Source organism: Pedobacter sp. PF22-3 (assembly GCF_026239555.1).
Classification (GTDB): domain Bacteria; phylum Bacteroidota; class Bacteroidia; order Sphingobacteriales; family Sphingobacteriaceae; genus Pedobacter.
In genome coordinates, this window is the sequence record NZ_JAPIVP010000003.1 from 255576 (window position 1) to 280120 (window position 24545).

Genomic DNA, 24545 nt, shown 5'->3' on the forward strand with positions numbered 1-24545 from the left:
TTGTAAAGTTAAATAATCTGCCAATGAATTCGGCTCACCTCTTGATCTGTAGTAATAGAGAGCCAGAAAATCTACTCGATATCCGGGAACTTATTCCTAAGTAAATTTGGAAACTGGTCCGCTTCTTTATCTAGCACCTCGATATACTTGCCGATATCATTGGAATGTGCCCTGAATATTTCATTAAATTGTACTGCGAAATTTAGGAGCTTATGATGTTCACAAAACTTTTCGGTCAGATTAAACGCCTCCTGTAAAATTGCGCCCGAATCCAGCTTGAAGTCTACATTGATCTCTGCAACTCGAATTATTTTATCAGTTATATTGACTGCCCTGATTACAGGATGAGGGTGCGATTTCTCATCATAATAGATGTTGTCTCCACATTGACCCATAATCATAAAATAGTTCAAGATTCCCGAAACAGCCACAGAAAGTAGCTTGCTCAAATTCTCAGAAGTTTGGGCTTCTTTAGGTTGTTTATTCCAGAAATCTAAAATATGGGCAGGTAGAAGGTTGGCAGCATGAATGTCAGCATCGAATTCAAGACAATGTTTCTGAACAGAATATTTATCACCCTGGCCTTTGTGTTTGCTCTCATCAAATGATTTGAATTCGTTGAACGGTTTCTGTGCCAGGTGAGCAAGTTCGTGATAATAAGTAAACTGAACAGCTGCCTGGAACATAATGTGACCTAGAGGTATTTTAATGAGTTCCTGTAAACTACCATAATTCTTAATGACCTCTTTGTTTTCGTTAAATAAAGTGTTTCGGAAAGATAAGAGCTTATAGGTTTCTATCATTGCGCCGCTTGTGACTTCAATGATATTAAACCCCTTTACAAAACGCGCCCGGGCCTCAATATTATAACTATTCGTATAAATAAACCTGGAAGGCTGAATGTCATACTCCTTGCACCGCTCTGAGAGATTCGTTTGGCAGAATGTAAAAAATTCTTCAAATAATTTTTCCAGCGGTGTTTCACTAAAATCGTAGATGTCACCATAACTGACTGCATTTTTCGCAATAAGCTCTTTGCATATTTCCCCGTAACTCATCATAGGTTAAAGAATTATTTAACGGGACTGGTTGCTGCCCCTAAGTTCATTTTCTAAATTACACAATAGCTGGAATTTGATCACTGGAAAGATTGAGCTATATATTGGGTTATTTCCCGTCATATAATAACATTTCAAGGTCATCCTTATATATCTTGCCAGTTTTATAAAACCCATATTTAGCCAGAATGTGGGCCATGGCTGGTTTACGTGTTGTTGCATAAATTTGGTATGAAGCAATTGCAGGGAAAAACTGGGTCATCAAATTATTGCAATGTCCTTTCCCTTCATAATCATGATGCGTTACAATATAGCCAAGTTCATATGGATAACTATCCGGATTTTGTTTGGCCTGCGAATTTTTAAACACCCTGTTCCGGTAATTGGTGATTGGGTTTTTCAAGCAGCAACCTGCTATTACTTTTTCTTCAACGACCAGCATTGCCAGAACGAACGCATTTGCTATTCCCCTTTTTGCATCACGGTATTCAACCTGGCCGCCCGCTGCAACCAGCGAAGCCAGTTGGTCTAAATAGTCCTGAGAGATGTTTTTGGGTTGATCCCCGATAAAAAGAATTTCCATATTAATTTTTGTTTTCAGACCCGTCAGGTTGTGAAACATTGCCCCACCATTTTTAAATATTTATTGTCAAATAATTCAGAGGATAACCAGGAGCCAAGCACGCTGTATGGATAATGGGTTTTATCAATGTTCATTCCGATAACGAGTTTACCTTTTGCTCCTTCCATTGTCTTATCGTAAAGAATATCCCCCATGACGTCGTTTCTTGCATCTTTAAGGTGGTCATGATAACCATAACCTGCAATCACGAACTTCCGCTGTTTTTCTGCGGTTTCCAGCAAGATCCAATTATGTGGGAACTCCGCTGTACCCCGGTGCATTTTTTCTTCCATATCATCCACAAGCTTTTCAAATTCCTGTTGACCATCAATCGGTATATTTAACAACATATAAGAGGCTTCCAACCATGTTGGAGGCTGCTTTTCTTCAATTCTAAGGAGAATATCCTTCCACCATTTAGTTTTTTGTAATTCTGGTTTAACAACCTTCTCTTTATTTGCTGAGCCGATGATATAATTGTCAAGTTCTTTAGACTTCAAATCCATTTTAAAAAGGCCGAACCTGTGTTCATCGTCGCCCAGATTGAATCCATCATCGAGGTACCAGGCCAACAGGTCAAGTTCATCTCCCATGTACTCAACATTTGCTTCAAGTTCACGACGTCTTTGTAAGTAATGAATTTTTTCTGCTGCAAGTGGCAAAATATCAAAGACAACCTGTAGGTCGGTCAGGCTAATCGAAGTAGCCAGCTCTTCTATTTTCCTATCTGTTACTCCAGCTTTTATAAGTTGTTTAAGGTTACTGCCCATCATACCAAGATGGGATAAGGTGACACCTAATGGAATGAAATATTTAAGTAATGAAGCGTCGAACTTATTGTTTGGACCCTTTTTAACTTTTAATGATAGTTGTGTTGGGTTGTCTTTCAGATAATCAATAAAGCGCAAAGCCTGATCGGAAGGTTCCTCGATGAGGCCCTGCAATGTCTTGAAAAGGCGTTCTGGCGCCCCTCTTTTAGCCGGGGGGCTCATTAAACCTGCCTTGGCTTCAATCACCAGCGCGAATTTATCAATGATGACCAATAAATCATTTTCATATTCCTTTCCATCCCTTCCCGGCCATTTACTGCCTGCATAAACTTTGGCCATTGGGAAGGCTGTTTTAAAGAGCTTTTCAACCTGGTCTTCAAGGTATCCCGCTCTGGCATCGTTATATTTTTTGCGTAATAAATCGTCCTGGGTACAAAAGGTTTCTAAAATGCCGAGACTAAAATGGGTTATGACGGACCACAGCGAACTGAAAACGGTGTCATCAGAAGTTTTAATGAAAGGTTTCTCATGAACAGGATTGCCAAGTAAAAAATGCTCCGAATCATGGCCCGCTAAATCCCCAAACTCCATGCTAATATAACTAAAAGCTTCCTTTAGCTTTTCTTTGCTGATATTTCCTTCAGCGTATTCCGCTAGAGTAGAATACTCGAATGTAAAAAGTTTTTCCAGGTATAGGTCGGAATGCATCAGGAACATTGCTTGAAGATTTCTAAGGTTTTTTCCGAACTTTTCCCATATGTATGTTCTGGCGGTGGGAGGAGTTTTTTCTACAGGAAACTGCTCTTCATATGCATCCATGACCTTATTATATTGTTTGTGGCGCATGATCTCAACGGTTTTTAACCGATGAACATTCACCCTCTCTTGTATTTCCTCAAACATTTTATAAATGACATTCAGAAAAACAACAGGATCAAATCCGTGCTGGGTTTTAAATGCGGAACTAATGCTAGCGGCCAGATCGAGTGTTACCTCCTTCATTTTGTGCTCATAAGACCAGTTGCGCACAGCAGTTGTGTGCATCATCATTTCCGTACGCAAAAGGTGGAAAGGAAGATCATCAGCGGTTATAACAGATTCAGGGAAATTAAAATATTTCGATCTGTTCAGTTTGCTAATTTCCTTGAAATCATCCCGGAATTTTTGGACCTCGCTTGAAAAGGGTTGCGGATTGTAGGTCCTGGGAAGTGTAAGCGCAAACGCTTGTAAAAGTTCCTGGTAATATGGTGGGAATGCAATTGATCCCGTTACCGCCTCTTCATCATATCCCGCCGGGCTTGTCATAAAATAATAAAAGGCAAATGATAAAAGCTGTGGCTGATCATATCGGATAAACCAGTCCTGTATCGTTCTGTATTTTTCTGGAAAATTTTCGGCAGCTTCTTTTCCGATACTTCGGAGAATTTCTAATCTTTCCTCATAAGTACTTTCTCGTTGATCATTAAACTGAGCTTCAAAATATTTCATTTTAATGGGATCGGGAGCGAGACCCTTTGACCTCATCATCTCATTGAGTTTTTCTGAAGAAGGTAGCTTTACCTTTTTCACTGGTTTTTTCTTTTTACGGTTTCGGCTAGTTGGCATAGAGGTTAATTTTAAGAATACCAAAGTACACATCTTGTTGGGATAAGAAAAGCATTCCGGATCACGCACAGAATAAAAGAACGCAGATACGCGGTGAGGTTCCAAAAGAAACCTTCCATGGCGGCCGGAATTTCAGATAAAAACCAATCGTTAATTTCCGGATATTTGAACATAATAATTAATTATGTCTGAACACAAATATTTTGCGCTACTCAAGTTTGGGAAACTCGAGCATCTTGAAGCCTTGAGACACAGAGGTCATCTGCATTGTAAACCGTTGAACTACTTTGCTGATCTCAAAGACGAGTGCCATAGGGGCGATCCATTGGAAAAAGTAAATTACATGCACAATATCGACGGGGCGGAAATTCGTATTAAAGATGTCGACGCACCTGACAGTGAATACAAACGATTGGGGACTGCTGATACTGGAGTCTTTCAAAAGAGTTATGAAATTTCTCCTGGCAACCTATTTTGCACCTACTCCTTCAGGCTAGACAAAGAAGAACTTCAACGGGAATTTACCATACCGGAAGATTGTCGGAAACTGGGGAATCACTACCTAGTGATCAAAGACTTTGAAGAGTTTATACAAAGAGCTGGCAAGCGCCTTTCAGAATTAAACTTGACCGCTAGGCATGGCTTCGTGGGATACAAAGATTTTTCCAAATTTACCGGCACCAAGACGGTCTTTGAAAAAGACATCACTTTCGAGTTCCAAAAGGAGTTCAGGATATTTATCACCAACCCGACTGACCTGCCTTTGGATATTGAGATAGGAAGTTTGGAGGATATATCAGAAATCTGCCTGATTGATGATGAACATGTCATCACCTTCTTTGACGTAAACGAATAAACTGTAAATTATCCCAGCAGGTATCAAATTGAATCCGTACGTAGGTCTAAATCGAGTAAAAGATTCTAAGTCTTTTAGTCCTTATAGTTTCTCTAAAATCATGGTTAAATTCTTTCGAATGATTGTTTGTTTTTCTTCAAAAAAACGTATATTTAAAAAATAGCAATTGCAACTAAAAAATACAGACAAAAAGGTGAGTGATTCGGTGAGTCGCTTTGTGAAAACCTTCCAGATAGTCATTAAACGCTAAAAATTGAACGAAGTTCACATCCCAGCGGGATCACAAGAAACCTCACAGAAATGTGAGGTTTTTTTGTTTTATCCCCTCTGGGATTCGAACAGAAGCGCCGGCCTGGGTTCGATTTGTAAAAGGCTCAGGGCGGGGTTCGGGGTTTTGCGGGGCTGAGCCAATCCCAGCGGGATCACACTAAAGACTATCAAAATGTATAAAACCCTGCAATCGCACGATTAGCAGGGTTTTGGCCGAAAAGTTTTCTTTCTGGAACTGACCAGATTGCAGGAATTGTGTTAAGAACCGTCTCTCTTTATTTAAAGCCATCTCGCTAGACTTTTGCAACGAAAGTCTTACTGTGGTATAGCTCCGATTTGAGTCATTAAACCGAGCAAATCAGGTTGTCCTATTTCTTCTATGATCTGGTTGTCAGACAAACGATAAAAATTCATTGCGCTAACTACGATCGGTTTTCCGGTTGCGGGTACGCCAAAGAAAGTTCCTTTATGGGTTCCCTTCATTGTAAATCTAACGGCTACTTTGTCATTCTCGGTGATCATATCTTCAATACTCCATTGAATATCAGGAAAGCCGCTGCGCATCATTCCTATAATCGTTAGATAACCTTTAGGCCCTTGCAACGGATCAGCCTGAAAAGGCACATAGAATTTCGCAGCAGGACTTATTAATTGTTGAGCCAAATTTTCATCAGCAGTATTAATGAATTGTAAAAATTGATTGAAGAATTCTTTTGTTGCTCCCATTTTATATTTTTTTGACTTGTAAAACTGTGTTGTTATACAAAGCAAAGATGGGTTACAAATGTCTTTCCAGCCAATAAACAAACTTAAGAAATAGTCTTAATGTAGTTTAAGGGTAACTATTATTTTAATGATATACCTTTTCTGATTTTGCTCAGAAATTCAGGTGTGATGCCCAAATAGGAAGCTATCTGAGTATTGGGTAATCTTGAAGATAACTCAGTATATTGGTCAAGAAAATCCAAATATCGTTGCTCTGCATTTGAACTGAAATTTTGTAACAAGCGGGTCTGAAGTTCAATAAATTTTTCCTCCACGATCACCCGAAAGTTTCTGTCAAACTTTGGTGAATTCACAAAAAGATAAAGCAAGTCTTGCTTCTCAATTTGCAAAATGGTAGAAGGTTCAATTGCCTCTATGAATAGTTTGCTTGGTTTTCCCGAATAGAAACTCCCCAGATCAGCAATCCAATCATTTTCTGCTGCAAACCTTAGATTATGTTCCGTTCCTTTTTCATCAATGCCATACATTTTAAAGCAGCCTTTCTCAACAAATGTATAATGTTTGCAAACAAAGCCTTCCTGTAAGATCATCTGTCTCCGTTTTATTTTCCTTGTTGTTACTCTTTCGGAAAGCAAAATTATTTCATCGGAATTTAGAGGAAGGTACTTTTTAAAATATTCAATTAAAGGTTGTATCGTCAAGTTTTTGATATTAAGCCTATTTAGTTTTTACAGAAAAGAGTTCCGAAATAAATCAGCAATTTAGAACTGCAAAAATAGAACTAAAATTCTGTAATCATTAGCAATGATAATTGGATTTTAATTCATTTAAGCAAAGTTAAAAGGATTAAAATTAACTAAATATATGGGGCTGCTCTGTCGCCGTTCAGATATAACTTCATCTGCTTATCCCGTAATCCTGTGATTTTCCCTTTGCCTTTTTTTCTTACGTTTGGATGGTTTAACTGGATTTTCTTCGGGTGCGATGTAAACAGGCTCCATAAAAAGACTTAACAAATCAGTATCCAGCTTTCCAGCTGTGCCGATCATTTTCCCCACACTTTCAAATACTCCTTCAGCAACGTTTTTCCCCAAATCATTAATGATGGTCTGGTCAGCCTTTAGGTTAGGGATGTTTTGCAATAGATTCATCTGTGTTTTCTGTGCTACCGTCCCATTTTGCATCGTATTGGCATAGGCAAGGGTATCTTTCAGCCCCCTGTTAAAATCAAACAAAGCATCAAACAGGCTTTCTCCCGATTGTTTAAAGGCAGTACGGTTAAACTCGCCAAGTTTGGCGGAATGCTCTTTATTCTTCCCCTTAGTGGTGTTTTGTGGACTAAGCTTAATCCTATTCGTAATGTCCTTACGACTGACGATGATCTGGATATGATCCTGTTTTCCTTCTTTGCGGTCGTCCTTTTGCCGTGTTCCGTCCTTTACTTCCTTATCTGTATGTTTGTAATAACGGAAGTTTTCATGCTTGCCGTACCAGAGCAAATCTTTATGGCTGCTGATGCCTGGTCTTTTGAAGTTTTTGGCATACTCATCCATTACCTTTATCGCAAACTCCTTTAGTTTTTCCTTTGTACCTTCCTTGCCGTATTTTTCGTAAAGGTGCGCCAGTTCCTTTTGGCTGGGGCTGTTGGAACCAGAAAAGGAACTTTGTGTTTTATCCTTACCTCTAAAATTGGTGATTTGCAGACCTTGGTATCGGAAGATATAATCGCACTTAGCCAGCCTTCCGAGTATTCGTTTACTTTAACTCCATTGCTATATGAGAAGTGTTTTAGGATCCATTTTTCAAGTTCTGCTTTATTGCATCCCACAATCAGGTTAGCTTCATACGGCTGCTTAAAAGCATCGGCCAGTTTATTACTGTTTCCTTTAAAGATCATTTGGCTTGCAGGTTGTTTTTCCGCTTTTATTAGGGCATCAAGCTGGCTGAAATGTTCCTCTGAAAAATAAATCCTTATGAGTTGCAAAAAGTCATCTATATACTGATGATTGAATTTTGGCCGACCCGAATCGGGATTATATGGATTTTTGTGGGCTGCTCAGGCGTGATATCTTCAACTTGTTGTGGGCTTTTGCTTGGCCATCCATTCCTCGAACGTTTCACGGGGATGTAGAATTTCATCGATTTCACTAACCAACTCGCTTAGGAACTTATCCCTGATCTTCAAAGTATCATGCAGACTTTCCACAAACTAATCACCTATATAAATATCTTTGTAATCTGATTGCAGGTTGTTAACGATAAACAAGTAATTGAGTTGAATTGAAAATATGAAATTGCTTGGATATTCGACTCTAAGCTCAACGTAATGTTGGTGGAAATTTGTCCATATTAGTTTAAACCTTTCCTTCAATTTTTTGAGCTGTTCCAGTTCTCTTTTTAGACTGGTATCATTAAGTGATAGAATATCAATTAGTGCCATGTCTTTCAAAACTCTAATTTCACTCTTATAAAAAAACGAATCATAATAATGTGTTTCGTGGCTAAGGCTATAGGCTGACTTATCTTCGTCTTCTTTTATAGGGTTTTCTAATTCACTTTTCGTAACAATGAGAAGATTGAAAGTTTGTATTTTGGTTAAAAATTGAATTAGGCCGCTCATCATATGGTAGAAGTAGTTATTTATATACTAAAATTGGTAAATTTATTTTATGGCTTTGTAGCTTAATTGGTTACATTTGAATTATGGAAGACGTAATTATAATTACTGAAGATACAACATTGGAAGATTTCCGAAAAATAAAAATGGATGATCTAATCCGAGAGGGTGACAAACAGGAAAAGGTAATTGCTAACTACATTTCGTATAATGGAGATGATAAAGCTTACGAAGTAATTATTAAACTTCAATCCAGTGCTAAAGTCTATCGATCGTTTGAAAGTGAGTTTTTACCTGACAAAGATTGAAGTAACATATTATTTAACTATTTATAAACTAATAGACCTTAAATTAAGATTTTATGATAACATTTTAAGTAGGCAAAGATTTTGAAACATCTGAACGGGCTGGCGCAGGCGGCATCTTCCATGTTGATACATTAATTGATGAAAATGAGACCTGAGACCGATGTAACAAAAAAAATAGATGTAGGTATACATTTTAGGGATAACGAACATTTAAAGGAGTACCTATCAGAAATTTTCAACGTAAATGTCGATGAAATCGAAATCGATGATTTGTAATTTTCAAATCTAGCTACTCAATTTAATTTAAAACACTACTTCTAAACATCTAAGTTTCTATAAGTTTAAACCCAAGCGGGGTGGTCAACTTCAGCGAAATCTCCAGACAGAGCCCGCAAAACGCCAAAAGCCTTTTTTCAAAATTTCGTAGAAAGTTCAGTCAGTTGGAAAAACCACAATCTACTGACCCCTCTTCGCCAAAAATAAATTATTGATTACTTTATGATAACCAGTCTGTTTTGGTGTCTTTTGAAATTGGCGGAACGGGGTCAATCAAATTGGTTTATCCACCAACCATGCAATCTCGCAAAGAAATGGCTGGCATATTTAAAATGTAAATGGCGCTATAGAGATATTGAATCAACTTTAGAAATTGACACGAATAATGGTAGCTTGATTTAAACTTGCCTACTTGTTCACCTCCTGTTGGTTTTTCCGCAATAATATTTTTGCAATTTCTCCTTCTTTCCAGTAATCTGCTATATTTTTCTTTTGCTTCTCTGTAAGTGGACTTCATAAATGCTTTTGCTGTTTTTGTATTCGACAATAATAAAAAAGCTGTAATCTTAAGTACTTGAAACCAATGGAAAATTATAAGTATTGCGCGAAGAAAAATCATTAGAATTTTATTAAATTTATTATTACTAAAAACATCTTAAGCCATAAAATAATGAATTTAGAACCAATTTTAAAGTATACCGGTATTGGTGGATTAGCCATTGCCTTACTTTTTCTTCTTTTTAAAGACATTATTAAGAAGAATATCTTTAGTAATCTGGATCAAAAGCATTCCTATCAAATTTTAAAGCTGATAATTATCTTGATATTCATTGCATCCTCTGTTTGTATTGTTGGTTATTTTGTTACTTTAAGAGTAGAAGCAGAAGCAAAGGCTAAAAAAGATAGTATCAAAGTTGATGATCACCATATCAATTCTAATGGAGATAACAACGCGAATATATCCGGCAATAATAACGTGGTTAATCTAGCAGGAACGACTCCTGCCTACGACCAAAACAAGATCGAGATTGATTCACTAGCCGAATTTTTGGAAGAAAATGATGGGAGAGTTGTTTTTTTAAATATTGTATTGGGGAGCGGAGACGATCCCGAGAGTTACAAAACAATCGATGGCTTTGATTACTGTAAAACATCCATTGAATTGGGATCCACTGAAGTGAATGATAAAGGTGATTACAAGGGCTTAACATTTATCGCGCACACAAAATCAGATTATACTTATGTGGATAATGAAGATCAAAAAAAAACTAAATACTATTACTGGACTGAAGATGAGACAGAATGCACTGTAATCATCAATAACATAAATAAAAATCTAGTTTATCGGGAACATGGACTTATCATTGTAAAAGGACGATATCTGGTCAACTATTATATTGGGGGACAAGGACATCATGTTGCTACTTTAACCCCAAGGGAATCTACATAACCTGACTATGTTTAATCAAGCTATAAATAACTTGTTCAATATTTATATAATGCATACCCTTAATTGATTTCCCATATTTTATAAACTGCAACACAGAAGAAAGGTCATACAAATTGAAATACAATTTCTGAAGTTTCAGATCATCTCCACATCCATTATGCAGCCGGAAATAGACCAGATAACTTTCCAGCAAACTTCTGGTTATGATATTGGCAGTGGCCTCGTCGAAAACAGCATTGCCATCATCGATATCCAAAATTTCGTTAAAAATCTTGATCGGTTGATCGCGCGCAGCCGAAAATTACAGGCAATAACGTAATGGATATTATTGTGCAATATCGAAACATTATCATTATTGGAAAAACCACAATCTACTGACCCCTCTTCGCCAAAAATAAATTATTGATTACTTTATGATAACCAGTCTGTTTTGAGGTCTTTTGAAATTGGCGGAACGGGGTCAATCAAATTGGTTTATCCAAACCTATGACTTTCTTTCAGGTAATTTTCAGCTGAAAGAAAGACGGCCTTGCCTTGCGCTACTTTTTGCTCGTTATAGTTTACTGCTCCCCGGATGCTTCGTCCGCTGATGATCCTTGTAACCATGTGTCTGAAAATTGGTTTAACTTGTTTTTAATTTCGGTAATTTTTGTATCCACAATATCTTTAACGAGCCTGTAGCTTTCCATCAGCAATTTACTGCCCGGTGTTGTGGCATAGCTGTTGATCTTTTTGGCAATCTGGTTCAGGTTACTGCCTATGGCACTCAGCTCATTCTTTAGCAAGATCATTTCTTGTATAAACTCATCAAAGGATTGGTTACGGGTAATAACCGTAACAGGTTTTTCCAGTATTATTTTTCGCAGATAACTGCTCAGGTCTTTACAAGCTGTTTTTCTGAACCTATCATTGATTTTGCTGGCTTCTGTTTGCGTTAACCGGATGTGTAGCCATTCAGTTCGTTTAGGCTCGTTTCGCCTGGTGTTTTTGCCTATCATAAATGCATTGTATTGAGATTGTCCTGATAGCTTAGCAAGTGTCAAAAAAAACGAGTTTCGAGGTTTTCATATGCCAAAGCCGAGTTCCGAGGCTAGGTTTGAAATCCGTTTGTATCACAAACGTACATTTCACTCCGCCAAAAAAACAGGCGGCGTACCCTAACCACATCAGGATAATGCTGATTTAAAAATGGTGATACAATTGATGAGTTAAATGCCAGGATTCAGACCTGAACTTAGTCGTGAAATTGGCTGCCTTATGGGTAGCGTTTCGATAAACTTTTCAAGGTTCAACGGAAGAAATCCCCTGAGCTTGGAGCGGATCTTTTTACGTGGTGCGGTAACGATCCTTTTGATCTTTGGGTAATACTTGCCGTTAAACTCACGGCCTTTTAGTTCTGTTGTATTGTTGTTCATGGCTCAATGATTTTGATTGAGCCAAAGTTGATGAGTGATGGAACGGGTTTATGGGGAGTAGATTGGGGAGTTGTTGAACAATTTTAACCAATAAACTTATTCAATACCATACGAATTACAATATATTTGAAGTATGAAATTAACGTCAAACTCGATAGAAAAATTAGCTCCATTTTTGCTTGATCGTAATGGCAAGCAATTGGTAAGCCTTTTTAATGATTACGGAGCTCTCGATAAATACGAATATAGTGTAGGCTTGCCAGATATTGGAAAGAAAAATGGCCAACGACCATCAAAGACGCAATACATAGAGCATCGCTTAAATGAGCTATCTGGAAAACCTGAATTAAGAAATTTGCTAACTGACGTAATAAATGATCTTAAGGGATCTGAGGATGCAATTTCAAAAATAAACGACATCATCAATAGGGAAAACCTCCAAGTTATTGAAGTAGACGGAACGTATTCCATCCAGGGCGGTGTGGTCGTAAAAGCAATGGATACCGTAAACAACCCTCACTTTCAGGGCATTCAGGATGAGATTTTGGTAGTTTTAGATTCGGCACAAGTTTCAATTTCAGTTGCGATTGCTTGGTTTACAAATGACGTTCTTTTTAATAAGTTGGTAGAAAAATCAAAAGCCGGCGTCGATGTTCACGTGGCTATCTTCGACGATGGTATCAATAAAAAGCATGGTGTAGATATTAGCCAGCTAAAGCATTCAAAAATCGGAGGAAGTAGAAAAGGTTTAATGCATAATAAATTTTGTATCGTAGACAATCAAATTGTTGTTACTGGATCATATAATTGGTCAACGAATGCAGAAACCAGAAATGATGAAAACATTACAGTGCAACAAGATCCAAAATCAGCTACCAAATACTCATTAGAATTTAGAAGGCTTATCTCATAAACAATAAACCAGCTATACTTTAAGAATATCAACAATGGAAAATTCTTTTACAGAAATATATGGCCGGGACGCCTGGGGCACGGTTAGAGGTTTTGTTTATCAGGTAGATTTTACCATCAACCGCTGGCTGAATCTAAATGAGGATCAGCACCTTGAACTGGAATGTGGTGAAGATATTGATGTGGTATGTAATGACATCATCACTAAAAAGCAATCCCGTGAACTTGAACAATTCAAATACAGAGAATCAGAAATCAGCCTCAACAGGGCTGAGACTTTGGAGATTTTAAAGAACTTTTTTATCCATAGGAAAAACAATCCCAATATAAATTTGATCTTTCGGTTTGTCACCAATACACAATATACGATAGAGCGAAAAGAACTTTTTGGCGACGGTACAAAAGGTATAGATGCTTGGATAGATTTACACCAGCGAAAAAACCTTGACCCGGCTGACAGCAGACTTCAAATAATAAAAACCCATCTGATCAGAAAAGCTAAAGAACAAATTGTTGAGAAAACTGATGAATTAAAACCTGCAGAAATCATAGCACAACAGGAATGGATTGATTTTTCGGCATTTCTTGAAGACGATCAAAATGTTATCAGATTCATTCAAGGTTTTGAGTGGTCATTTAGCAATGAGGATCATGTAGAACTTGCAAACACATTACATAAAAAATTATGTGATCAGCATGGAGAAGCAAAAGCTCGACTGATTTATTCCAGATTATTTTTATTCGTCTTCAAGCTTTTATCACAAAGGGAATTAAAATCACTAACCAAACAGGACTTATTAGATCAATACCAGTTACCTCAGATTTCGTCTATAGATTTAGAATTATTTAACCAAATCATTGGTCTTTTATCAGTGGTTCATACCAAAATTCAGGAAATTGAAAACAAGGTTGAAGGCAATACGCAAAATATCGCAACTCTATTTACTGACCTAAATGCGATAAAAAAAGATGCGATTTTCGAATTCAGGCTTAATAATGTGGCTATTGATGCACCTGAACCTATAATTAATGGTTCTTCACGTTCTTTAAAGGTCACAACAATCAAATCCTTTTTCGAATTACATAGTTGGATCAATTTTTATGGCATTAACGGCTGTGGGAAATCACAAATGGCTGCTTTGGTTTGTCGAGAGTATGAAAACTACCATTGGCTTGATATGCGTGAATTTAATCAGTTCTATGATAAATCGGCATTACTGCTCGAAGCCTTTCTTCTTTCTATCTCGGGTCAAGTGATACAGCACAATCGTCAGTCATGGATAGTTCAGGTACTTGCACAATTGCCAAAAGGTACAATACTTGTCCTAAATGACCTTCCTGAATTGCGAACAGACGAACCAGCGTTCCAACATTTGGTGAATACATTGGCATTAAGCTGTCAACATTGCGGCATTAAGTTACTCACAACCTGCAACTACAAGATCCCAAACAATTTAGTCGGCGCTTTAACCTCAAATAACTTTCATGAATACACAGACTTTACATTTACCGACCAGGAAATAATCGATCTGCTGGACAATAATAAAATTGTTAAACAGACTGAACTTTTTGTTTCACTAATCGCTATAAAATCTTCGCGCAACCCAAGGTTAGTGCTTGCTATGGTTCAATACCTAGGATCAAAAGGTAGAGAAAATGAATATCAAACAGTTTTAGAGAGTCTTTCTGAGGATGGATTTGCAGGAGATGTTATTGAGGATATACAGCGGTCGGTCCTCCGGTATGTTGACGATCAACAAAGCCGTGAACTGCTCTATCGTCTTAGCCTGATGAATTGGGCATTTGGAATGACAGAAGTAAAGGCTGTCAGTACTGTTGAGACTGTAATCAGTTCGCCCGCTGAAAAATTGCAAGTCCTTTTAAATGTATGGGTTCAGCCGGAAGATAACAGAAAATATCAGGTCTCTCCTCTTGCTTATAATTTAGGCGAAAATAACCTCGCTGCAACTACTATACAGCACGCGAATGTTGCTATCGCCGATGCAATTTTGTCTAAGAAAAAGGTAAATCAGATTACGGCCACCAGAGCAATCTTTGCTTACATTAGAGGAAAAGATACCGACAGTGCAGTTTCGCTGCTGTATAATGTTCTTCAGAAAGCGCAAGAAATAAGTGCAATGGAAAACATTGATAAATGGGGCTTTCTCAAATTCTGGGTTGGTACAGACCTTCCTGAAGGAACAGCCGTAAGTCTTCAAACAGTATTGATCAATGAACAGATCAGAATTTTCAAAGCCTTAGGACGGGATCTCACTCCGTTTTTTGAAAAGATCAAAAGGCTTTCTAAGAACAGAGACCTTACCGTATCAGAAGCAGTAATTGTTCGATTGATGGCCGTTACCCACGCTATAGATACAAATTTTCGTGACACTTTTGATTATCTTGAATATATCATTAGCCATTATCATGAATTACCTATTGAACTTAAAGAGGGTATTTCACCAGATCTTTTCATTGCACTGCTTTGGGTGCCTATCAAGGATTTGAAGACCTTTGAAGAAATTCAACAATGGCTTAATCTATCTGAGAAGTTTAAGGATACATTTAATCTTTTCCTTTTTGAGAATGAAATCGCAGAGGATGCGATATCGTTGCTTTGTGATTCAATCATTAACCAAACAGCTACTTCGGAGAACCAAAAGGAGCAAACACTGGCTATCCTATATGATTTTTTCGAGAAACATCACGACCAAATTTTAAAAGCTTTAGTAATCAAACGCCAAGTTCAACTGGCATTTTGGAAAAACAAGGATCGGGTTCGAGCTGTTAAATTGACATTTGACGAACTGGGCAGTACAAACAACAATGTAGGCAGGTATCTATTGCATGAAAATCTAGGAAAGTTATTTCATCGTTCAGGAGATCTAACAAACGCCTATCAATGGCTTTCTGAAGCCTTAAAGTTTCAATGCGGAGAACAAATAAACTATACTGACACGTTAATTTACGCTGCCGCCTCTATATCTGGTACTAATCCTAGCAAGGCTATCCATTATTGTTTGGAAGCTGTTTCGGTTGCCGAAAACCGGATAGATTTTCATGAAATAGATTATATAATGATGCTCGGCGAACTAGCTGTATCTTATTGGGTTAACAAACAATATAACAAAGTATTTGAAACCTTCGAAATGGTAGTCTGCAGATTGTTTGCCGCCAAGATACATCCGGTAAACGAACGATGGATTAAGCCATTTCTACTTACGGGACACATGACAGGGTATATTGCCGGAACCTTATCTGAAGGCAGAATCCCACAAATCGATGGTGATGATTTTTTTCCGCCATATCAAGGTGTCTATTTATTTTACGAGGGAAATCTAACCGACAAGTATGAGCCAAAAAATGACGCTATTGTATTTGCCCATCTCGCAACTATCTCTGAAATCCTAGGAAAGCTAAAATCAGCTTATGAATATTCACTAAAAGCATTCGATGTTGCCAGAAAAGATAGTGATCAGAATATTTTCTATATGATTTCGACATCATGTGCGCAATATTCCATCGTTTATTATAAGCCAAGACCAGCTTTTGAAGCTTATTTATACAATGCCGTAATTGCCAGTCATCTTCATGGAAGCCCAGCAGAAAAATACGACCAAATCCAAAATTTGGATTTAAAGCAAATTTTTCAAACTAAGGCAACTGAAGAATGGAAATCTGGTGAACAAACGGCCATTTCATTCGCAATACTTTCCCTTGTCATCAGGTTGCTTCTAGCTTACATCCAGCAGGACACTGACAGGGAAGATATGAGGAAGCAGTTTATGGAAATGTTAGAAGATTATCTTCCGGATGCAGTTGACAACGTTACATTTGAAGTGATACAGGAAATAGTCACGAAAATCATTACCAATAAGATCAGTACCACAGAATTAATACAGCGCGGAAACGTTTTTAGTGGACATGGTAAGCAAGCACTTCACAACCTGTGTATTCTCGGGGTTATTTTTCTTTCGAATAACAGAAAAGAGCAAATTACCCAACTTATTAACGGAATACCTTATTTACATAATCTTTTCCGCACAAACAGCCAAAGTATAATCCGTCACGTACTTGTTCCATTTGTATCTGCCATATGCCTTCCAGTGCTAAAAGCAGAATTTTTCGGCAACAAAGAGGAGATGGTAGAATTAGATAAAATATTTCAAAAAACTGATAATTTGGATCCACATCTTATTCAAGCAATGATCAGGGCAACTATTGATCAGTTTGAAGAATTTGAGGTTATTGAAAGTCGTAAAGCCTGGTTATTCAGAAACGAATTTATTTAAGAAATGATGATATAATTCACGACTAAAACCCTGCAATCGCACAATTAGCAGGGTTTTTATTTTTAGGGGTTATGCCAAAATATGTATGAAATCGCATATAAAATGTGCGTCATTCGGAGCGTCGTTCTTTATAATTGGATATGAGTTTTTAATATTTAGGGTCGATCGAAAAACCATTTAGTAAACAGGATTGTTTAATTCATCAGTTTGCTGCATTTCTAAATAGCATATGCGCATCGCTTTCCTGATAAAAGGCTTTGTAATCTTTGATATTTAGCATATCATTAACGGCTTTGGCTTTATCTACACTTTTATCATAATAAGCTTTGCAAATTTGATATCCTACCCAGTAACCTAAGTCAGCCGGCTTATCAGCAGTTTCCTGGTTCGAATTTGCTATCCAGTTATAACTGCGTTTCAAATACATCTCCTTTTCAAAATCGGTCCATATTTGTTTTTCTTTACCTTTGGCCCATACGTGCAAACGCGGGTTAGCGTTACTGCCCGAAATTAGTTCCCCAATAAAATCGGCCATGCCTTCTATCATTACACCGCATAAAAGCGAAGTATCTCGTTTCATCCCATTCTGATTAAAATGGATCAGCTCATGTGCTATTGTGTTGGGCAAATTGGATAGATTGTTATAATTGTTATTTTGCCAAAGCGTAAGTTCTGTTACTGGGATATCGGATGTACGCACGCCCTGATCAAGACCTATTATTAGTCCGCTTTCAGTCGATGTGCCACCCGATGTAAAGGCGCCAATCACAAAATAAACGTCGGGGAAATTAGCTGCTTGGTAGAGTTGTTTAAACTTCACAAAGCTAGCTATCATCTGTGGCTTTAGCGACTCAACCATAAAAGTGTTTTTACGGATTGCGGCGTAAAACTTAGGCTTACCATCGTGCGTTTTCACGAATTTTTTTAAGCTGCCTACCTTTATGGCAAAATAGTCCTGCAAGCCAACTGTGCCTGGCTCTAAGTAATATTTTTTATAAATAGCTAAACGATTGGCTGTGTCCTGATGTGCAAGGTCATATGCCTTCCAGAAATTTTTGATATCGGTGGTAACAAGTTTAGCTTTCAGCGGATCATTTGTACTGGCCTTGATATTTCCAATCCTGGCAACTAGTTTAGTCCATTCTGGCATGAAATGCAGTGCATCAAGATCGGTGTCTACCTTTAGGTGTGCTCCATCTTTATAACCATTTTCAACCGCTTTTTTCAGCAGAAGCATAGCGCTATCGGCTTTACCGCTTAAGGCATAACAGCAGGCAGCATTATAATATTCATTACGTTTTAAAGATTTAAATTCTTCGGTTTCGGCAGCAAGCAAATAATAACGACCTGCAGCAACATAACTTTTAACTGCGTATAAGCTATCAGCTTTTCTGCTCTGAATATTTTGCGCAAAACCACATGTACTAATTAATAATAAAAACGATAAATAGATTTGTTTAAGCATAAGTTATTTTATTGAGGTCGGGTTATAAAAGTCATTTTTTTAATTATATAGTAAAAAGACAATCCAATTTATTTGCCGTTGCTTCTAGGAATAAATTTATTTTTAAGTTGGTTAATAAGCAGGAGAAATCATAAATTATTAAATATCAATCAATGACTTGTAGTCGCTTAAACAATAAATTGTTCTTTCAAAATTAGTTAAATCATGTCAAAATAACTGGTGCCCAATTTGGTGCCCCATATAAAATGATCATTAACTATTATTTTTAACTTGCTCATTTAATGACGATTGCGATATGTAGGTGTTATACCAGCAGGAATTAAAATTTTGATGACAAAATAGCCAGTATTGTTAATCCTTAAAAGGTATTTTTGAAGTTATAATTGCTGGCCTAAAAACTTCGCACATCGGTTTCAGCTTTAATTATATGGTGCAGAAAACTTTCCCTCAGTAATATCCGCATACCCGTCATCACCAACAAGTTTAGGCTTACCGGAAAAAGTTCCCTTTACACCCCATTTAGTTAAACTGGTAATAGTTAATGTAAAAAATGTGCCCTCACTTGTTCCTCCGTTATAGCCGGTAGTACCTACGATTTTTCCATCTTTCATATTCTGAATATAGTATTTCCCATGAAGCGCTAGGGCCGTATTCCCTGTAGCAGTATAGGTGGTTTCTTTTGCTCCATCAGCTAACTGAAGATCAATACCAAAACCTTTAATCATATCCTGCTTTTCATATCCGCCGATCACTACAAAATTTACGACGTCGGAAGAGGGCTTATCATTGGTATTTACCATGTAATTGAATTCATAATACTGCCCATTGATCTTGCATCTCAGAAATTTCCCGCTATCAATACTTTCATCTCCTCCATTTTTACTGCAGGCAGATAATACGGTTATTATCAGTACAAATGTTATAATGCAAAAAAAAGTACTCGTGATGTTAGCTTTCTAATAAGATGTATTTTAATGTTTAAGTATTCATTTAAATTTGATTGCCTTGGCAAAATAAGTTAATTACTTGATGAAATTTATTGTGTTTTAACAGGAGACTGAAATTAAGCCCTATCTTTTATTTTTATTAATTCCACTCTCCGGTTTTTAGCTTTATTTTCTTCTGTTGTGTTGGCAACTAGTGGTTTTTTGGAGCCGAAGCCGTTTGAGATGAGTCGTTCTTCAGCAATTCCTTTTTTAATTAATGCAGAACGCACTGCAGCAGCTCTTTCTTTTGAAAGCATCAGATTTCTTTCTTCATTTCCTGTATTATCAGTATGCCCATTTATAGCAATTTTCAGGCTCATATCGGCACTGAGCACCTTATTGATTTCTTGCACTGCCGTTTGTCCTTCAGGCTTTAAAGATGATTTGTCGGTGTCAAAGTTGATATATAGAACAGCTTTCCCCGCACGATCTAATTGCTGTTTAATTTCATCAGCTTTGATTAGCGAGATCGTCTGATGAAAACTTCCTTTCTCCGCAATTTGTATTGCGCCACTTGTGCTGGTGGTTTGCAGCTGTATATAAACTATATCGCTATCTGAACGTTTGATTAAATAAGTTTTGATAGGGATATTGCTCCAATAGTCAAAAGATCCCTCATCACCACTTTTCAGTTTATCTTTTCCTATGCGGTCAACCTCCTCTTTAGCTACCACTCCGTCAGCAATTTTTACCCCGCCTAAACTTACAATCATATCTTCATAGCTTTTATCGACATAGAATTGTTGCCACTCTTCACCGTTGTCAGCTTGTATGAATGCGCTGAAAGAAGGCCCCTCTACAGGAGTCAATATGCCATTGACAGGAACATACGTTTGATCAAAGTCCTTTTTCTTTCCGCCACCATTAATGTAAATAGTTTTTTTAGGTGCTGAAAAGTAAGGGAATACCCCAAGGTCTTTTTTAGTGACAGGAATGTTGCTGATATCAACCCCCCGCTTTTCTACAGGTTGTGCTTTGCTTGAATCTGCACCCGGGTTTTGAACTGTATCAGCCACTTTACTTTGTTTGCTGACTGGATTTGAACAGGAAACCACAAGTAATGCGAATGAAAGGAAATAAATCAATTTTTTCATAAGGATGTATTGTAAATTCAAAGTATTAGATTTTAAACAGGATACCCATCACTTGACCGGCAATGCGTAGTGCGTCTTTCGAATAATTATATACAGGTGAGGATTGTTGAATTTTCATTTCTTCAAGACTTATTTTTTTGGCTTCAACCTTTTTAAAGCAGTATATGATAGGCATATGCTCGTCTGTAGTATAAAAAACTTTCAGTTTCATTATACCTCCTTTTTCGTTGATATATAAAGGATTTAAGAAGTTAACTGATGATGGCATTTGATCTGAAGACCAAACCTCTATCTTAGCTACTTTAAGGGAATTGGATACCATTTTAGGGTCGATTGCATTACCTGGATGCTTTAAGGTATAGATGCTTTTTTTACAGTTGAAACCTGCAACGTTTTCAACAATAGGTGTTTTTTGTATTGTATAGTCTTCAATACTTATTGTAGATTGAATACCCGCTTTACCAAGTTCATTTTTTTGATACGTGAAAGTGATTTTCTCGTTTCTCTTATCCTGCGTACTGATAAAAAAGGTACCGTGCCCCGACTTATCATCCACCGTATTTTCACCATGATAAGTTAAGGCATCAAATTTCACTGTTGCTTTACCTGGCTTTATGAAAATGTATGATTTCCAGGGTAACAGCATAAGGTTAAGCAACATCATGGGGTTTTTATTACTGATGGCCTCAAATTCCTGCTTTGTTTTAGGGCTGGATACTTTGATAGCATTTTCGAGCTGTTTACGGACATTTCCCTGTCTAGCATCTACATTTCGAAAAATTTCCCCAAGTGATGTTCCAGGGGTGGTAATTTCGATTTCAATTTTACCTTCTGTAAACTTTTGCCGGATATCCTGTACAGGATCCTGATCTTTATTTTTCTCTAATACTGTTTTTTTATCAGCACTGGGAGCATTGCAGGAACTTATGGCGAACAAATAAAATATCAACACAAATAGTTTTTTCATAACGTTTGGTTCATGAATAATAGTGAGATAGCGCTATAGTTAAAAGATATTCTATACAAATTTGAATGGTATTTTAATCCTACCTGTCACTTTCAGTAGTATGTGTACAAAATTATTTCGGTAGCACGAGTCATACAATACCTGTTTACATGGAATTGTATCTACTGGGTTTTAGGTATTTACTTAGCTCATATAAATGGCAAAAAATATATACTTGTTATTTTAATATTGCCGTTGTACATCGCCTGGTGTAAAGCACAATTACCGTTAAATCAGAAATCATATGCGGACAGCCTGAATAAGAGCTTAAAGCTGAATGTATCTGGCAGCATGAAGGCCAGAACATTTTTTCTTTTATCATATTATTACCACCATAAACATCAAGATCAGAAATCGCAGTAGTGTTTAGATAAGCGCCTGGAACTAGGTAAAAACATCTCTATTTGCAGGCCATTTCTTATTTTTACGAATCTATAGTTTATCTGGAAAATGATACTTTTAAAAAGTCAAAAAACGTCAGAGCGCCAATAAAGGGCATGATTGTTTTCTTTGTAAACTACCTAAAAACCAGCAGAAATAAACCCCCAAATTAAGGGATTGCATTTGCCTGAGCTATCCAATAGTTTTGCTACATACCTTATTAATAAAATAAAATATGAAAAAGATCATGTTCATTTGCGCTGGCCTAATGTTATTCGGTTCAACATTAACAAAAGCTCAGGCCATTCTTGACAAAATCGACAGAGTGTCTGACAGAGCAGACCGTGCCGGCCGTACTGCTGATCGGTCAAAAACTACCGGTGACAAAATAATGGGTTTGTTTGGAAAAAAGAAAGATGGTGCATCTTCCGGAACGAGAACTACGGTAAAACTCAGTGGGGTTGATTTTGCAGCACTGAAAAGCCTAAATGACAAACTCCAGGGAGTAAAAGGTATTGAAAGTACTAAAATGAAATACAGTACTTCAGGATCATCGATCACACTTCAGCATGCAGGTACAACCTCGGATATCCTGAAAGCCTTGCAAAAAGCTTCACCTCAAATATTTGCGGAAAAGAATATTGATGGCATGGATGACGGTGAGATCTCTGTAAAGCTTAAATAGTGACTTTTATCCCAGTGCATTTATTGTAATAACCTAAAAGAGCAACTTAACAAGGAATAAATAAGCAAACTTGTAATAGTTGCTTACAACAGACCGTTGTGTTTCGACAGCAACAAGAATAGCAGGGAATTGCGATTATGATACTTCTCTAGTTTCAAACGCTACTGCAACATCTAACAAAAAGAGTCTTGACGGTCAAAACTTTTCAGCAGAATTAAATTTAAATTGTAACTATAGTTACAATAAAATTTCATAGAAGCAAGCTTAATAACACCATTTCAATTTGTCATGCACCCTTATTCTTTTATAAACATCAGGTTAAAATAAAAGAGAGTAAAAAACCAAAAACCCCTCTCAGAATACTTTAGAGAGGGGTTATACGCTAAACTGGATTCGGAACTAAAAAATAAGACCATCTAATCCAATTAGGATTTTCTTGAATAAGACGCTATATTTAAACATAGGATTTGCAATTATTATGAATTAAAAATAAGGTGCGTGATTCTAGGAGTTCGAATTTCAAAGCCAATTAAAGATATTGCAAACGTTGATTCGAACAGAAGGGTAGGCCCGGGTCCGATTCTGGAAGGCTCAGGTTATGTGTGCTGGCCTAAAGCGACTGAGCAATTCCCAGCGGTATCCTTGGAAACCTCAAAGTACCAGATCTATAAACTTCCGTTTTGTATCCACTACACTTGTCAATCCATTATCTGAAAGACCTTTAAAGATAGAAAGCGCTTTGACCAATAAAATGTAAATAAACTGCACCAAGTTGAAAAAAGATGATGAGTAGTAGTTAATTCTTATATGCAAAAGGGGATTTTTACGTTATTTTTGTATAAAATCTTCGAATATGGAGTTTAATCCCAACCATCCGGTCATCAAGCTTTTAATGAAAGGTATGCACCTGAATGAAACAGGCAATGTGGAAGAAGCCGTCAAAACATTTCTCCAGGCCTGGAGTGAAGCAGCAGACGATTTTGAAAAGTCTATCTCATCCTGGTACATCGCGAGGCTGGAAACAACTATTCCCAGTAAAATTGATTGGTATAAAACTGCATTGGAGCATGCCTTGAATGCTGGTAATGAATCACTAAAAGGTTCGTTTTTAACGTGCTTATATTCGGCCCTTGCTGATCATTATCAATTGCTCGGCGATGTAGAAAATGCAGAAAGGTATGAGGGTTTAGCTTTAGCATCCATAAGCCAACCTATTGATAAAGGACCTTTTTATCATGGAACAAGAGCAGCTCTGCAAATTGGAGATCTTTTAACCGCAGGCCGCACTTCCAACTATCAGTCAGAACTGGTGATGAACCATATTTACTTCACGGCATTGGTTAACAGCGCCGGACTTGCTGCTGCATTGGCGCTTGGCGAAGGTACTGAACGGGTTTATATCGTTGAACCCACAGACAGTTTTGAGGATGATCCGAATGTGACCAACAAAAAGTTTCCCGGTAATTTAACACGTTCTTACCGTACCCGGGCGCCGTTAAAAATTACCGGTGAGGTAACAGATTGGTTAAAACAAACACCTGAACAAATACAACAATGGCGCGGGAAGTTGGCCGATAATAAGGGAGAAATTATTAATTGATAATTCGGGCATAAGAATATCAGACTACCCAGCAGTATGTTAAAATTTTAGATATCAATGTAAGCGAAGATATGGCGCTGTTGAAAAATAAATTAGCTATTATTTGATATTAAACATAAATTTAAGTTAGTCATCCACAAGAATATTGAGT

General features: G+C 37.3%; 22 protein-coding genes. 7 read left to right on the forward strand and 15 right to left on the reverse strand.

From position 1 onward, the window contains the following. Window positions 1–71: 71 nt before the first annotated feature. The 3 genes from OQX63_RS05855 to OQX63_RS05865 form a co-directional block, all read right to left on the reverse strand. A complete protein-coding gene (locus OQX63_RS05855; RefSeq protein ID WP_265849956.1) occupies window positions 72–1061 on the reverse strand; it encodes a hypothetical protein in 990 nt (329 codons plus the stop codon). 106 nt (window positions 1062–1167) lie between these two features. Further along, window positions 1168–1641, reverse strand: a complete 474-nt coding sequence (locus OQX63_RS05860) for a hypothetical protein (RefSeq protein WP_265849957.1) — start codon at window positions 1639–1641, stop codon at window positions 1168–1170. A 23-nt stretch (window positions 1642–1664) separates the two neighbouring features. Continuing rightward, window positions 1665–4055, reverse strand: a complete 2391-nt coding sequence (locus OQX63_RS05865; RefSeq protein WP_265849958.1) for a hypothetical protein — start codon at window positions 4053–4055, stop codon at window positions 1665–1667. A gap of 184 nt (window positions 4056–4239) precedes the next feature. Between OQX63_RS05865 and OQX63_RS05870 the strand changes: the two genes are divergently transcribed. Then, the gene (locus tag OQX63_RS05870; protein WP_265849959.1) at window positions 4240–4911 is read left to right on the forward strand and encodes a hypothetical protein; all 672 of its coding nucleotides are present in this window, start codon (window positions 4240–4242) and stop codon (window positions 4909–4911) included. Between the two features lie 585 nt (window positions 4912–5496). On the opposite strand, the gene OQX63_RS05875 is transcribed toward OQX63_RS05870, so the two are convergent. The 5 genes from OQX63_RS05875 to OQX63_RS05895 form a co-directional block, all read right to left on the reverse strand. After that, window positions 5497–5907: an ester cyclase gene (locus OQX63_RS05875; protein WP_265849960.1), complete on the reverse strand. Its 411-nt coding sequence runs from the start codon at window positions 5905–5907 to the stop codon at window positions 5497–5499. Window positions 5908–6026: 119 nt separating this feature from the next. After that, window positions 6027–6608 carry a Crp/Fnr family transcriptional regulator gene (locus tag OQX63_RS05880; protein WP_265849961.1) on the reverse strand — a complete coding sequence of 194 codons (582 nt, stop codon included), beginning with the start codon at window positions 6606–6608 and terminating at the stop codon, window positions 6027–6029. Between the two features lie 204 nt (window positions 6609–6812). Next, window positions 6813–7532, reverse strand: coding sequence for a DUF5712 family protein (locus OQX63_RS05885; protein WP_322974284.1), 720 nt, complete (start codon window positions 7530–7532; stop codon window positions 6813–6815). Further along, a complete protein-coding gene (locus OQX63_RS05890) occupies window positions 7481–7804 on the reverse strand; it encodes a hypothetical protein (protein WP_265849962.1) in 324 nt (107 codons plus the stop codon). The genes OQX63_RS05885 and OQX63_RS05890 overlap by 52 nt, the downstream gene beginning before the upstream one ends. Window positions 7805–8116: 312 nt before the next feature. Continuing rightward, window positions 8117–8530 carry a hypothetical protein gene (locus tag OQX63_RS05895; protein WP_265849963.1) on the reverse strand — a complete coding sequence of 138 codons (414 nt, stop codon included), beginning with the start codon at window positions 8528–8530 and terminating at the stop codon, window positions 8117–8119. A 140-nt stretch (window positions 8531–8670) separates the two neighbouring features. Between OQX63_RS05895 and OQX63_RS05900 the strand changes: the two genes are divergently transcribed. Next, entirely contained in the window at window positions 8671–8832 is a 162-nt protein-coding gene (locus OQX63_RS05900; protein ID WP_265849964.1) for a hypothetical protein, read from the forward strand. A gap of 559 nt (window positions 8833–9391) precedes the next feature. Here the strand turns inward: OQX63_RS05900 and OQX63_RS05905 are convergent. Further along, window positions 9392–9727 carry a hypothetical protein gene (locus OQX63_RS05905; RefSeq protein ID WP_265849965.1) on the reverse strand — a complete coding sequence of 112 codons (336 nt, stop codon included), beginning with the start codon at window positions 9725–9727 and terminating at the stop codon, window positions 9392–9394. Window positions 9728–9778: 51 nt separating this feature from the next. Between OQX63_RS05905 and OQX63_RS05910 the strand changes: the two genes are divergently transcribed. Further along, window positions 9779–10558: a hypothetical protein gene (locus OQX63_RS05910; protein ID WP_265849966.1), complete on the forward strand. Its 780-nt coding sequence runs from the start codon at window positions 9779–9781 to the stop codon at window positions 10556–10558. Between the two features lie 560 nt (window positions 10559–11118). On the opposite strand, the gene OQX63_RS05915 is transcribed toward OQX63_RS05910, so the two are convergent. Continuing rightward, window positions 11119–11556: a plasmid mobilization protein gene (locus OQX63_RS05915; protein WP_265849967.1), complete on the reverse strand. Its 438-nt coding sequence runs from the start codon at window positions 11554–11556 to the stop codon at window positions 11119–11121. A 210-nt stretch (window positions 11557–11766) separates the two neighbouring features. Continuing rightward, entirely contained in the window at window positions 11767–11973 is a 207-nt protein-coding gene (locus tag OQX63_RS05920) for a hypothetical protein (protein WP_265849968.1), read from the reverse strand. A gap of 133 nt (window positions 11974–12106) precedes the next feature. Here OQX63_RS05920 and OQX63_RS05925 point away from each other — a divergent pair, with 133 nt between their 5' ends. After that, window positions 12107–12886: a phospholipase D-like domain-containing protein gene (locus OQX63_RS05925; RefSeq protein ID WP_265849969.1), complete on the forward strand. Its 780-nt coding sequence runs from the start codon at window positions 12107–12109 to the stop codon at window positions 12884–12886. Between the two features lie 34 nt (window positions 12887–12920). Continuing rightward, a complete protein-coding gene (locus tag OQX63_RS05930; protein WP_265849970.1) occupies window positions 12921–17177 on the forward strand; it encodes a hypothetical protein in 4257 nt (1418 codons plus the stop codon). 202 nt (window positions 17178–17379) lie between these two features. Here the strand turns inward: OQX63_RS05930 and OQX63_RS05935 are convergent, their stop codons facing one another. From OQX63_RS05935 to OQX63_RS05950, 4 genes are all read right to left on the reverse strand, one after another. Further along, window positions 17380–18642 carry a TPR end-of-group domain-containing protein gene (locus OQX63_RS05935; RefSeq protein WP_265849971.1) on the reverse strand — a complete coding sequence of 421 codons (1263 nt, stop codon included), beginning with the start codon at window positions 18640–18642 and terminating at the stop codon, window positions 17380–17382. 419 nt (window positions 18643–19061) lie between these two features. After that, window positions 19062–19442 (reverse strand): hypothetical protein, encoded by a 381-nt coding sequence (locus OQX63_RS05940; RefSeq protein ID WP_265849972.1) that lies wholly within the window; start codon window positions 19440–19442, stop codon window positions 19062–19064. A 263-nt stretch (window positions 19443–19705) separates the two neighbouring features. Further along, window positions 19706–20722, reverse strand: a complete 1017-nt coding sequence (locus tag OQX63_RS05945) for an OmpA family protein (RefSeq protein WP_265849973.1) — start codon at window positions 20720–20722, stop codon at window positions 19706–19708. A gap of 25 nt (window positions 20723–20747) precedes the next feature. Further along, a complete protein-coding gene (locus OQX63_RS05950; protein ID WP_265849974.1) occupies window positions 20748–21689 on the reverse strand; it encodes a hypothetical protein in 942 nt (313 codons plus the stop codon). A gap of 655 nt (window positions 21690–22344) precedes the next feature. Between OQX63_RS05950 and OQX63_RS05955 the strand changes: the two genes are divergently transcribed. Both OQX63_RS05955 and arr read left to right on the forward strand, forming a co-directional pair. Next, window positions 22345–22794 (forward strand): hypothetical protein, encoded by a 450-nt coding sequence (locus OQX63_RS05955; protein ID WP_265849975.1) that lies wholly within the window; start codon window positions 22345–22347, stop codon window positions 22792–22794. 1201 nt (window positions 22795–23995) lie between these two features. Further along, window positions 23996–24394: an NAD(+)--rifampin ADP-ribosyltransferase gene (gene arr / locus OQX63_RS23455; protein ID WP_416276528.1), complete on the forward strand. Its 399-nt coding sequence runs from the start codon at window positions 23996–23998 to the stop codon at window positions 24392–24394. Window positions 24395–24545: the final 151 nt, after the last annotated feature.